This is a genomic window from Maribacter aquimaris, from assembly GCF_014596745.1.
Taxonomy (GTDB): domain Bacteria; phylum Bacteroidota; class Bacteroidia; order Flavobacteriales; family Flavobacteriaceae; genus Maribacter_A; species Maribacter_A aquimaris.
The window spans coordinates 169,479-181,219 of the sequence record NZ_JABTCF010000010.1 but is presented as its reverse complement, the minus strand read 5'-3'; the positions used below and the strand labels follow the sequence as shown (position 1 = coordinate 181,219).

Sequence of the window (11,741 nt, the reverse complement as noted above, 5' to 3'; positions counted from 1 at the left end):
CCTCGGTTTTTACACGAATTGCAGCTCTCGTTATTTAATTTTTTTGCTAAAAAGTTGAACAAAACATTTATATTTCATGAAATGATGTTGATTTAATTGTAAAACATATTTAGATTTACCATAAATAACATTAAATTATAAGGAATTACCTTTCAACACGAACATGTAATTCTCTATTAATGAGCCAAAAATTCAAGTCATGAAAATATCCGTACAAGATGAATATCGCTTAAAGGATAAGATCAAATTAACATTGAGGGTCAATTATTTCTCCTCAATATTCGCCATCATCCTTGGATTCCTTTGCCTTTATGTTCTTAATATAACAGAGATACTGCCCTATGCCTTTTGGGGTTTTGGTGTTATAAACCTAATAAATACCATAGCCTTTAAATGGCACAATAATTTAACTGTCACGTACAATATCACCTCAATTACCGGCCTAATCAGCGGAACCTTCATTACCCTCTTTAGTGGAGGAATAAACAGTCCGTTTATTTTTGTTCTGGCACTTATTGTATTCACGGGGTATGTGACTACCAAGCTATACGGCAAGGTTTATCTTTATATCAATATGTCCATTGTCTGCCTGTTGTACTTGGAGAGTCTTCCCCAATACAGTCTAGCCTACAACGTGGTACCTGAGGCGTCACGGAATCTCTTCAGCTTATTAAGTATTCTTTTTTCGGTCTATCTCTTAGGAGGTGTATTGGGGAAAAACCTCTTGAAAGCACATCACAATCTCTACAAATCGCGTAATGAAATCGAAAAACGGATCAAGGAAAAAGAAACTTTGCTTCGTGAAGTACATCACCGGGTAAAGAACAATCTACAAACCGTTTCTAGTCTTTTGAGCCTGCAATCGAGGAATATTCAAGATGAAAAAATGAAAAACATCATGAAAAGCAGCCAAAACAGGGTTATCTCAATGGCTATGGTCCATGAAATGTTGTACATGCGCGATGACCTTTCCAAAATAGAGTACAAATCCTATGTTCAGGAATTAAGTGAATTTTTAATTCGCTCTTTGAAAGGTGCCGATAGCAAGATAAAACTCAATATTGATATACCCGATATCAAGTTGGGTATCGATACGGCCATACCGTTGGGCCTATTGATCAACGAAGCGATTACCAATGCACTCAAATATGGCATAACCGATCAAAAGGATGGGGAAATAAATATTTCCATACGACAAAATGAAACCAATGGTTATGAGTTACGTATAGGGGATAATGGCATCGGTTTCCCCGATACTATTGACCACAAAACAACCAAATCATTAGGACTCAAATTAATCCATAACCTGGCGCGTCAATTGAAAGGAAGCATTAGTAAGGATCTTTCCAAAAAAGGCACAAACTACATAATAGAATTCTACGAAGTTGGGAAGCAATTCAATGCCGTTGCTTGATAATTGATCCGGAATAATGAAGTAATACGCCTAGGAGGTACAAAATATCGCATTAATAATGGTAAAGCCCTTTTTAAAAAAAGCAAAAACCATGGTCAATGACGAAAAGAATGGACTATCAAATTACACAACCTGGAATAAAACATTAATTGCCGTAGCGGGTTGTAACGGACCCATGATAGTCCCTCTGAATGATAATTATAATTGAATTGGGACTATTTCTTGACCCTCACTTTCAAAGGCTGTAAAAAGCCCTTCGTTTTAGGGAACACTATCATATTCAAAATCAGTAAAGCAACCGGAAGCAATAAAATCAATAGTAGCATAGGTTATAGGTTTAAGATTAAACAGGATTTTAAAAAAAACAACCAACCCCTGTTTTTAGGATAGTTTAGGTTTGTCCTTTTTAGTAGTAAAAGTCAAAGCTTTCTTTACTCTTGAATTTTTGAACTTGTATAAGCGCGCAATACTTTTCCCCGTAGTGATTTTAATTTCCTTAACACTAGCAGAATCGTCAACCCCACTATCCAGAACAATATCCATTTGAATAGGCTCCACTGTATCATTGGTATTTGTGTTATGGGCTTGCGCGGTTAAAGTGATGAAAAGAACAAAAGTCAAGGTTAAAAAAGCTTTCATAATAACGATTTGGGTTACATAAATTTAACTCCAATCGAAGGCTTAACAGGTTCACAAAACGTTGAAAAGCCCTTGTTTTTCGGTTATCGGGGAAAGTTTGGATAAAGTGCCCAGAATCTCCGACAACCGTTTTCCATACAAAAAACAACTTGCCGGACCAAAGGACTATTTATCGGATTATGGGTACACTTATTTGCAACCGATTCTAGAGATTCCATAGGAAAAGTACGGGCTGATCTGAAATTTTAGAAGGGTTTGTGGGTCAATCCCAAAGGTTGGGGGTGAATTGGAAAAAGAAGGCATAAACTATCCCGCAGTTCGTGTTCTGTTCTTTTTTGCATTGCCTCAAATGCATAGCATTCATGAATACCGTTAAAAAACAATAGACATGCCGATGAATAAAAAAGAAACAAGGCCGAAAAACCAAGGTATGGTATACCTTGGCTTAGAGAAGCCAGCCGCAGCATGGCCACTTTGTCAAGACCCACATTGACGAAAGCAAATAAAAATCACGGCCACACCGTCCAGGCCGCTTTCACTAAAGTGAAATGCGCTATGGACGGCTTCCCCCACCCAATGCGGAAACCACTTGATTTAAAACGAAATCAAAAATAGGCCGTTCCTTCTTTAGGATTCCGTTCAGAGGCGTTAGAAATACAGAATTTTTCCTATTTAGATTAACTCGATTATTATCATGAATATCCAAATACCCATAAATTGTTCTTGATCTGGGTTTGTAATGCGAAATGAGGAAGCCAAATGGTATCTATAAAATAGTTCAACGATTGTAATACGGAAATAGTAAAAATCCTGTGATCCGAAATAAACCCGGAAGTTTCTTCACTACTGTCTGAATCATTGGATAGCCTTGAAGATCGATGATAACAGAATAGTTTTAAAACACACCTGTTTGTTCTCCTTTTTAAAACAAAATACCTAAAAAATCAAACTGATACAAAGAGTCAAGCTGATAGAAAGAATCAAAGGTAAACCGGAAGGAAACGATCATTACGGACCGATTGGACTACGTTGTATCAATAACACCTACGATTAAGCAAGTTTGGGTTTATTCCTCTTTGTCTTAAAAGCAAGAGCCCTTTTCACCTTGGTATTCTTAAACTTATAAATACCAACCGGATTGGACTTTTTAGGACGTCTTAGTTTGAAGATACCTACCTGTTCTTGAACGGACTGGGCAGGAAGTGACAAAAACGTTAGTGCGGAACCCTTTTCTATTGAATTCATTTGTTTATTCGGACCTATACAATGGGCAAAGGATATAAAGCCCGTAAATAAAAAGATGGTTACTAAAAAAAGGGTTCGCATAGTTGTTAGTAAGTTTGGTTATAATAGAACCTGACGACCCTTGTTTCCCTTTCGAATATTCGATGAAGTGAACCCTTTTATAGATAAAAAGTCAATACATCGATGAAATACACTATTCTACCGGGTAAATCCCATGCGCGATAATACACTTTATCGTTGATTTCTGCATTTCACCGAAGATTTCTGTATTTGGAAACGACCTTTCTTCCTCAAAGGCCATGATTACTTAAGACCCATAGCCCTTTCATAAATCACTTTTGTTACTGAACCCCTGTAGCAAGTTCAATCCCACCTATGCCTATTGCAGACGTATGGCTTACCCCTTACTCCGATAGTAAAATCAAAAAATAGCGCAGATAGCTTTTAGACACCTGCGTTCTTCTACCCTAAGCACGGTATCCCATACCAATTCAAGGGTCCAATCGGTAAAAGAACCCGGATATTTTCATCGATTTTTGGCACTAGAAACCTAGTGCCGTAAATGTTCAAGGAACCTAAAGGCACAACTACTTCCTATACCGACACTTAGGATTGTGACGGAAATTATTAGGAAAATCGTTTTAAAAAAGGTGAAATATGATGAATATGAATACTTGGATCCAATTTGGATGTTACAGTTGTGATCTATTTCACGTTATCCAATATCTTTCCTTTACTTACCTCGCCAATAACAACTACATCCTTGGATACTTCATATTCTTTAATTGCCATTTGCATTTGTTCCTTTGTATCCCTTCTGATTTTCACTCCAGCTTTGGAACCTCTATTTCTTATTTCTATATAAAAACCATCCCTTAATTCCGTTGGTTTTGTTGCCGGTCTACCCATAATATTGCTTATAAACTTAGTTAATGTAGTGTGTCCTTTATCATTAATCCCCACCACTGTACTCAATAGTCGTTAATTAAAGGCCTAACCTACAGCAAAAAGTAAGTAAAACATAGCATTTACCAAAATAGTTATTAAGTATTCATGAACAAAAGACCCATTTATCTTAATTTTAAGAAAGTTTAACATAATTGACTATCAAAATCATAATTCAAGACCCTTAATTGGTATACAAAACAACATTTTCACAATTGAAATATTTTAAAAAAATCCATAAATGATAATCAAAGAAAACATAAGCTACCGGGATGCCTCAAAGAATGAGTTTGAGGGTGTCGTGGTATGGGATGACTCCCACCCTCAGCCCAAACCTGGAATACTGGTCTCCCATATGTGGAGTGGGCAGTCTGAATTTGAAGTGGAAAAAGCAACGGAATTAGCCCAATTAGGCTACGTGGGGTTTGCCATCGACAATTACGGTAAAGGACGCCGGGCCAATGGACCCGAAGAGGCACAAAAACTTATGGATGAGCTCGACCGCGACCGACCCTTATTACAATCGCGTATGTTACTGGCGGTAGACACTTTAAAGAAACATAAGGCGGTCGATGCATCCCAAATTGGGGCTATTGGTTTTTGCTTTGGAGGAAAATGTGTTTTGGACCTCGCACGTTCTGGAACCCAAATAAAGGGTGTGGTAAGTTTTCATGGACTATTGGACCCGCCCACTCCCCATCCCAATAAGGAAATCCAAAGTGCGGTACTGGTCCTGCATGGCTGGGAAGACCCTATGGCATTACCCAATGACATGGTTAAGCTTTCCGATGAAATGAATACCCACAAGGCTGACTGGAATATCCATATATATGGACATACCGGACATGCATTCACCAATCCCAAAGCACAATTCCCTGAAAAAGGATTATTCTTTGAACCTACGTCCAATAGACGCTCATGGGATTCTATGATCTATTTCCTTAATGAGATCTTCGATTGAACCTATTCCGGTACACAACACATTTTAAGCCTTAGCCATGTAAGTAAAGTAGAAAGTCAACAACTAAAATAAAAAAGACATACCATGAATAAACTAACCCTATTGGCATTTACACTCTTGATCACTTTAAGTTGTGAATCAAAAGTAAAGGACAAGAAGCAGGATTCGGGCAATATCGATACTGAAACCGCGATAAAATTATCCCCCAGTGAATTGAAAAAATATAAGGTCGCCTATTTTGCGAGCGGTTGTTTTTGGTGTGTCGAGGCTATTTACGAAGATGTCATCGGCGTAAAGGAAGTTGTTTCAGGATATTCAGGAGGCACTGAGAAAAATCCAACCTATGAGCAGGTCGGAAGAGGTTTGACGAGCCATGCCGAAGCCGTAAAGGTATATTACGACCCGAAGGTGGTCGACTTCAAAACCTTGGTCAAGGTGTTCTTTGGTTCGCACGACCCTACAACATTGAATAGACAAGGGCCAGATCATGGTGCCCAATATCGTTCCATTGCATTTTATTCGAATAATGAAGAGAAAAAAATCATTGAGGATTATATTTCCCAATTGAAAAAAGACAAGGTGTACAGTGCACCCATAGTTACCCAAGTCAAGCCATTCGACAAATTCTATGATGCCGAGGAATATCATCAGGATTATGAAAAGCTGAATCCGAACAACCCCTATATCATAAACATCTCAATCCCAAGATATAACAGGTTTAAAGCCAAATATCCCGAATTATTGAAAAAAGGGGCGCACTGACAACCATTGCCATCCTCAAAAATTATAAAAGCGATTTTTACGGGTCGCTTTTTTTTATTTACGAAAATATCCGATTATCTTTAAGACCATAAATCATTGATACACCAATGGGACGTCAAGAATGTAATCCTTTGAATCTTCAATTTTCAGCGAACAACCCGCTATTTTTTAGTGGCTCCCCATTGGAAACAGACCAAAACAAAGGCACTACGGAACTCAACCCCAACACAAACAGCAGCTAAGGTTTTCAACAATGAATAAGCATTAACAAACAGGAAAAAGGAATTTCAAAAAAGCTAGAACGCAAAATTGTAAAAATGAAACGCAGGGAATTTGTAGTAAAAGGAAGTTTGGCTACTGCAGCAGTCGCCACATCAACATCGATTTTTGGAAACATCAACAACTATAAAGGTGCCAATGATACCGTGAATATTGGGGTAATTGGAACGGGAAGCAGAGGGTCAGGCCTCATTCCCCTAATCAATCAATTGGATAAATTCAATGTGATCGCTTGTTCTGACACCCTACCCTTTCGTTTGGAAAACGGGCTTGGCAAAGTTGAGGGAAAAGCCCAAGGATATAAAGATTATCGCAAACTTTTGGACAACCCTGATGTTGATGCCATATTGGTATCGACCCCTTTTAGCACACATTCCAAAATAGCCATGGATGCCTTGGATGCGGGCAAACACGTTTATTGCGAAAAAACAATGGCTAAAGGGTATACCGGCATTGAACATTTGGCCGAAAAGGTCAAATCCTCAAAAACCCTATTTCAGACAGGACACCAATATCACAGTTCCCGCCTTTACACCCATGTGGTAGATATGATCAAAAAAGGAACGATTGGCAAGTTGACCGCTTTTGAATGTCAATGGAACAGAAATGGTAATTGGAGAAGGGAAGTTCCCAGTCCAGAATTGGAACGCGCCATAAATTGGAGAATGTATCGTGAATTTTCCGGTGGTTTAACGGCAGAACTGTGTTCCCACCAGATTGATTTCGTAAACTGGGTGACCGAGACGACTCCAGATAAAGTTATGGGAATAGGTGGTGTTGATTATTGGAAAGATGGTCGTGAAACCTATGACAACATTCATCTTCTCTACTCCTACCCCAATGGCGTAAAAGCCACATTTACTTGCTTAACCAGCAATGCCATGGACGGCTACCAAATCAAGGCTATAGGTGATAAAGGCACCATTGTCTTGGATTATGCAAAAGCCTGGTTCTATCCTGAAGGAATGAAAAACAAGGAATTGGGTGAGGTTGATGGAGTTTCTGGAGCTACGGTAAAATGGGACGAAGGAAAAGGCTATGCCCTGAACATTGAACATGAGGATGCCAGCAAACAGGCCTTGCATGACTTTAGGGATAGTATCCAGAACAACACCAAACCGATTTCGAACATCACTACAGGGGCAAATGCTGCCATTTGTGTACAGATGGGTCTCGATGCCATGTACAATGATGAAATCGTACATTGGAAAAATCTTCCGAACGTATAAGACTTAAAAAACGGTAATGGAGTTAGAGGAAAAGATGACCTTTGGATAAGATCCGGGGTGGTTTTAGGTACTTGGAAACTGAGGATTATTCCTTTAAAACGACTTCACTATATTTTGAATTGATGTAAATAGACCTTGTACTATTTATGTTCTTATTGTACCCTGTAAGGACTACATTTTTGTCTTTTTGGGCTCGGTCCAACGCCAGGCTTGGCGGAGTGGTCAGCTTGGACAAGGTTTGGTTAATGGTTATTAAGAAATCCGATTGTGGTAAATCGCACGTCATTTCCGCATTCTCAATCGATATATCAATGTCTTTGAAACTATCGGAAATCGCATTGATTTTTAACGGCCCCATCTTCGTATGTATAATGGCGTGTTCCATCAGTGTATGAATGGTAACATCAGAGGATGTGGCACGCAACCTTAAGTTGAGCACCTCACTCAAATCAACATCATCGGAATAATCGGCTTGCAACAAACCATAATTCCAACGTTTGACACGCACCGGTGAATACGAGGTTGTAATTGTGGTTTCATCCCCATCAATGGTGGTTGCCCATAGGGTACTATAGGATAATTTCGCATTGATGTTTTTTGTGTTTTCAGCCAATTTAACCGCTCCGTGACGTACATTCATATTGATCTTCATACCCTTTGGCATCTTAACCTTAATGGATTTTCGAACCTTGAATTTTTTCTTCCCCTTTGCTGTTGAATAATAAAAAACAGTAGGGGCATTGTCGTGCCTTTCACGCAATTCCAACATATGCTCCTTTCGTTCTTCCATTTCCTTGGCACGTTTTTCCATAACCACTGCCCTTGCTTCCATTTGCCTTTCCTGGGCCTCCATCCTTTTCTCGATCATCGCCTCTCGTTTTTCGGCCATGGCTTCTTGTCGTTTGGCCATTGCCTCCTGTTTGGCTGCCATCTTTTCGCCCCATGCCTCCATTTTTCTTTCGTATTCCTTATCAAAGCCCTTGTCAAACTTCTTCTGCCATTTTTTAAGGTATTCCTCCCCATCCTTTTGATAGGCGTCATAGTCGAATTCAACCGCAGGTACGGGAGGCATGGGCATATCGGACAAATCGATATGTAAATCGTGTATATCCATCTCGGGCATCTCGGGCATTTCGGGCATCTCGGGCATTTCAAAATGGAAATTGGGAATATCGATATCAAAATCCTCATACCCTCCTCCTGAAGAAAATTTAAAACCATAGGCATTACCAACACCTGTGACGATAGATACTTTTTTACTATTGCCAACAATTTCGATATCTGCCTGTTCAAAATATTCCTTTGCCTCTTCATCCGTAGCACCATCAAGGAAGATGGTCGCCTCCACAGCTATCTGGTTTTTGTTCCAAGTCTCAAATTCAATATCGACATTACTTGTATTGATGTCGAGGACTGTTTCTGGATTGACATTGAAAACCTCATTAAAGGTCTTACGCTGTTCTTGACCATAAACCCCAATTGCCAATAGGGTTACGACCATGGTTATCGATTTAAATCGCATTCGTTTCATACTGTTCGTTTTTTGATGATTGTATTTCATTTAACTTCGATTTCAATTGCTGTAACAGCTGCAGTCGTAATTGTAGATTCTTTATCAGTGCCGATATCGTCTGGTCATTCGGTCCTATTTGATTGAGTTCGAAATTTAGATTTTTGTATTCCGCATTCAATTCCGACAATCGCTCCATATAACTTTCTACCATATCCTTCGTATCCCCGGAAACATCCAATTTCGAAAGTTCAAGGTTGATATTGGCCACATAATAGTTTTCAACTTTTTTTAAGTCGGGCGAAAGATCCCCCAAGGAAATCCCTGTCTTGGTGTCCTTATCAGGGTTTTCAGTTACGATGGTCGTCGTAATGCCGGTGTTATCCCTATGCATATAAAAGAACAATCCCGAACCGATCAAAACTAAAATAGCTGCCGCAATCTTGACAAAAAAGAATGGGTTCTTCCTTTTTTGTGGGAGCTCTTTCTCCAACAGTTGTTCAAATCGCTGTTCATGCCCCTTTGTCATTGCGAACCCTTCCTCGCACTGCTCTTTTTTAAATAAATCCCTAAGATCTTGTGCCATAGTTTTTTTCCATTAATAATTCCTTTAAATAGCTTTTACCCCGTAATAATCGTGTCCTACTTGTGGTTTCGGTCAGTTTTAAGACCTGTGCAATTTCCCTATGGTCATACCCCTCAATCAGGAACATCATGACCACATATCGGTACTTATCGGGAAGCTTCCCTATTGCCGACTTAACACGATCTATGGTGATTCCATTATCTACCGTCCAGTCATTATCATCGGTGATCTTCAAATAATTCTCATCCAATGCTACCAAATGCTGTTTTTTTGTTTTTAAAAAATCAATACTCTTATTGATGACAATGCGTTTTAACCAGGCCCCAAACGTAACCTCTCCCTTAAATTGATGGATCTTCTGGAAAGCCTTTATAAAAGCTTCCTGTATAACATCCTCTGCATCATTGGTGTTTTGAACATAACGCATGGCTACACAGAACATGCCTTCACAATACTGTTTGTAAAGTTGCATTTGGGCCTTACGATCATTGGCCTTACATTGTTCTACCACATCAATATGAAACATTGTATAACTTGCTGTTGGTTTTAGCTGTTCTATTTCCCTAAGGACGATATTAATAGGTCAATGTTGCAAAAACCTTTAATTTTACGTCGATTTAAATTCGATTTTCTTGAAACAAGTTACAATAAGCAACCCTTTTATCACTTTGATCGTATTGGATTATGGTGCGATCATACAAAAATTATTGGTCAAGGATGATGAAGGAAGATATACAAATGTAGTCGTAGGTTATGACTATCCGAGTAAATACCCTAATGACACTAGATCTTTAGGCGCTTGTGTAGGCCGATATGCCGGGCGTATTTCGAATGGCGGTTTCAACCTCGATTGGAAAAACTATCCTTTACCTTCTGTAAACGGTATTCACCTACATGGGGGCAAGGAAGGTTTTGCCAAAAAATATTGGACCGTTGAGGAAATCGCCCACGGTGATGAACCTTTCGTAAGGCTTTCCTATATGAGCAAACATTTGGAAGAGGGTTATCCCGGTAATCTAAAAGCTACTGTAACCTACAAAATAAGGAATAATGAACTTTTTATAATCCATGAAGCTACGACCGATTTAACGACAGTGGTGAATATGACCAACCATTCCTATTTTAAATTGGACAGGGAAGACAGTATCGATCATTACTTTCTTAGATTAAATTGTCCTAAAGTCTTGGAAACGAATACGAATTTATTACCCACAGGTAAAGTACTACCTGTCGAAGGAACAGAATTTGATTTCAAATCAGTGCGTCAAATCGGTCAAACCCGATTGGACACCCCCTTCGCCACGGATGACAATAGTAGTTTTGCGGCCATGGTATACTCCAAAAAATCAGGTATTTCAATGGAGGTAAACACCAATCAAAGAGGATTGGTCGTCTATACCCCCAACAGTTTCCCTGCCATATGTTTTGAGACCCAAAACTTTCCCGATGCGCCCAATCAACCACATTTTCCGAGCAGTGTACTCAGACCCAACGAAACCTATCGCAATGCAACTATCTTTAAATTTGATTTAGTAACTTAGATCGGAACACCCAAAAATTTGAAAATGAAAAAATTAAAATGGATTATCCTGATAATAGTTGCTTTATTGGCCTTGGTTTTTTTCGTTGGTATGCCCTACATGAAAGAGCAGACAAAAAAAATCAGCCCGGAAACCACGAAGACCTATACGGAAAATGGAATGGACCTATCCATCAATTATTCAGGTCCCTTTAAAAAAGGACGCACGATCTTTGGAGACCTCGTTCCTTATGATGTGGTCTGGCGTACTGGGGCTAACGAACCCACAAAATTCATTACGGCTACAGATATCAAGATTATTGACAAAATACTCCCTGCCGGCACCTATTCCTTTTGGACAATACCCAATAAAGATAGTTGGAAAGTGATTTTCAATAGTGAAATACCCGATTGGGGGGTTACCATTCTCAGTGGTGGTAAGAAAACAACGCGGAATCCTAAAGCCGATGTCATTGTTTTTGAAGTCCCTGTTGAAAAGTCAACTATCGTTGAACAACAACTAACGATGGACTTCGAGGAGGATGATCAATTATACCTGACGCTTTCTTGGGACCTAACCAAAATAAGGATACCCATCAACCAATAACCTTAGAGTCCATTACGTACAACCTGACGCGTGGAGTCTACCGTT

General features: G+C 39.3%; 12 protein-coding genes. 6 read left to right on the top strand and 6 right to left on the bottom strand.

Going from position 1 to position 11,741, the window contains the following annotated elements; translation table 11 throughout:
• The first annotated feature begins 199 nt into the window (after positions 1-199).
• Complete coding sequence (locus HPE56_RS15400; RefSeq protein ID WP_188244638.1) at positions 200-1,414, top strand: sensor histidine kinase; 1,215 nt, start codon at positions 200-202, stop codon at positions 1,412-1,414.
• Positions 1,415-1,795: 381 nt separating this feature from the next.
• Here the strand turns inward: HPE56_RS15400 and HPE56_RS15395 are convergent, their stop codons facing one another.
• The 3 genes from HPE56_RS15395 to HPE56_RS15385 all read right to left on the bottom strand — a co-directional run bounded on the left by HPE56_RS15395 (position 1,796) and on the right by HPE56_RS15385 (position 4,207).
• On the bottom strand, positions 1,796-2,053 hold the full coding sequence (locus HPE56_RS15395) for a hypothetical protein (RefSeq protein ID WP_188244637.1): 258 nt from the start codon (positions 2,051-2,053) through the stop codon (positions 1,796-1,798).
• 1,050 nt (positions 2,054-3,103) lie between these two features.
• The gene (locus HPE56_RS15390) at positions 3,104-3,298 is read right to left on the bottom strand and encodes a hypothetical protein (protein WP_188244636.1); all 195 of its coding nucleotides are present in this window, start codon (positions 3,296-3,298) and stop codon (positions 3,104-3,106) included.
• A 705-nt stretch (positions 3,299-4,003) separates the two neighbouring features.
• Complete coding sequence (locus tag HPE56_RS15385) at positions 4,004-4,207, bottom strand: hypothetical protein (protein WP_188244635.1); 204 nt, start codon at positions 4,205-4,207, stop codon at positions 4,004-4,006.
• Positions 4,208-4,484: 277 nt separating this feature from the next.
• On the opposite strand from HPE56_RS15385, the gene HPE56_RS15380 reads away from it, so the two are divergent.
• The 3 genes from HPE56_RS15380 (at position 4,485) to HPE56_RS15370 (ending at position 7,474) form a co-directional block, all read left to right on the top strand.
• Complete coding sequence (locus HPE56_RS15380) at positions 4,485-5,204, top strand: dienelactone hydrolase family protein (RefSeq protein WP_188244634.1); 720 nt, start codon at positions 4,485-4,487, stop codon at positions 5,202-5,204.
• 84 nt (positions 5,205-5,288) lie between these two features.
• Positions 5,289-5,966, top strand: coding sequence for a peptide-methionine (S)-S-oxide reductase MsrA (msrA, locus tag HPE56_RS15375; RefSeq protein WP_188244633.1), 678 nt, complete (start codon positions 5,289-5,291; stop codon positions 5,964-5,966).
• 317 nt (positions 5,967-6,283) lie between these two features.
• On the top strand, positions 6,284-7,474 hold the full coding sequence (locus HPE56_RS15370) for a Gfo/Idh/MocA family protein (RefSeq protein WP_188244632.1): 1,191 nt from the start codon (positions 6,284-6,286) through the stop codon (positions 7,472-7,474).
• 85 nt (positions 7,475-7,559) lie between these two features.
• Here HPE56_RS15370 and HPE56_RS15365 read toward each other — a convergent pair whose 3' ends face one another.
• The 3 genes from HPE56_RS15365 to HPE56_RS15355 are packed head-to-tail and all read right to left on the bottom strand — an operon-like array spanning position 7,560 to position 10,096.
• Positions 7,560-9,005, bottom strand: coding sequence for a DUF4097 family beta strand repeat-containing protein (locus HPE56_RS15365; RefSeq protein ID WP_188244631.1), 1,446 nt, complete (start codon positions 9,003-9,005; stop codon positions 7,560-7,562).
• Complete coding sequence (locus tag HPE56_RS15360; RefSeq protein ID WP_188244630.1) at positions 8,986-9,570, bottom strand: hypothetical protein; 585 nt, start codon at positions 9,568-9,570, stop codon at positions 8,986-8,988. Before HPE56_RS15360 ends, HPE56_RS15365 begins: the two co-directional genes overlap by 20 nt.
• Positions 9,554-10,096, bottom strand: a complete 543-nt coding sequence (locus HPE56_RS15355; protein ID WP_188244629.1) for an RNA polymerase sigma factor — start codon at positions 10,094-10,096, stop codon at positions 9,554-9,556. The genes HPE56_RS15360 and HPE56_RS15355 overlap by 17 nt, the downstream gene beginning before the upstream one ends.
• Before the next feature lie 106 nt (positions 10,097-10,202).
• Here HPE56_RS15355 and HPE56_RS15350 point away from each other — a divergent pair, with 106 nt between their 5' ends.
• Positions 10,203-11,111, top strand: a complete 909-nt coding sequence (locus HPE56_RS15350; protein ID WP_188244628.1) for an aldose epimerase family protein — start codon at positions 10,203-10,205, stop codon at positions 11,109-11,111.
• Positions 11,112-11,135: 24 nt separating this feature from the next.
• Positions 11,136-11,696, top strand: coding sequence for a DUF2911 domain-containing protein (locus HPE56_RS15345; RefSeq protein WP_188244627.1), 561 nt, complete (start codon positions 11,136-11,138; stop codon positions 11,694-11,696).
• Positions 11,697-11,741: the final 45 nt, after the last annotated feature.

What these genes read in the sequence shown, in the direction of transcription:
- HPE56_RS15380 (WP_188244634.1), top strand. Translation starts at nt 4,485, where the DNA reads ATGATAATCAAAGAAAACATAAGCTACCGGGATGCCTCAAAGAATGAG.
- HPE56_RS15400 (WP_188244638.1), top strand. Translation starts at nt 200, where the DNA reads ATGAAAATATCCGTACAAGATGAATATCGCTTAAAGGATAAGATCAAA.
- HPE56_RS15345 (WP_188244627.1), top strand. Translation starts at nt 11,136, where the DNA reads ATGAAAAAATTAAAATGGATTATCCTGATAATAGTTGCTTTATTGGCC.
- HPE56_RS15355 (WP_188244629.1), bottom strand. Translation starts at nt 10,096, where the DNA reads ATGTTTCATATTGATGTGGTAGAACAATGTAAGGCCAATGATCGTAAG.
- HPE56_RS15360 (WP_188244630.1), bottom strand. Translation starts at nt 9,570, where the DNA reads ATGGCACAAGATCTTAGGGATTTATTTAAAAAAGAGCAGTGCGAGGAA.
- HPE56_RS15370 (WP_188244632.1), top strand. Translation starts at nt 6,284, where the DNA reads ATGAAACGCAGGGAATTTGTAGTAAAAGGAAGTTTGGCTACTGCAGCA.
- HPE56_RS15385 (WP_188244635.1), bottom strand. Translation starts at nt 4,207, where the DNA reads ATGGGTAGACCGGCAACAAAACCAACGGAATTAAGGGATGGTTTTTAT.
- HPE56_RS15365 (WP_188244631.1), bottom strand. Translation starts at nt 9,005, where the DNA reads ATGAAACGAATGCGATTTAAATCGATAACCATGGTCGTAACCCTATTG.
- msrA (WP_188244633.1), top strand. Translation starts at nt 5,289, where the DNA reads ATGAATAAACTAACCCTATTGGCATTTACACTCTTGATCACTTTAAGT.
- HPE56_RS15390 (WP_188244636.1), bottom strand. Translation starts at nt 3,298, where the DNA reads ATGAATTCAATAGAAAAGGGTTCCGCACTAACGTTTTTGTCACTTCCT.
- HPE56_RS15395 (WP_188244637.1), bottom strand. Translation starts at nt 2,053, where the DNA reads ATGAAAGCTTTTTTAACCTTGACTTTTGTTCTTTTCATCACTTTAACC.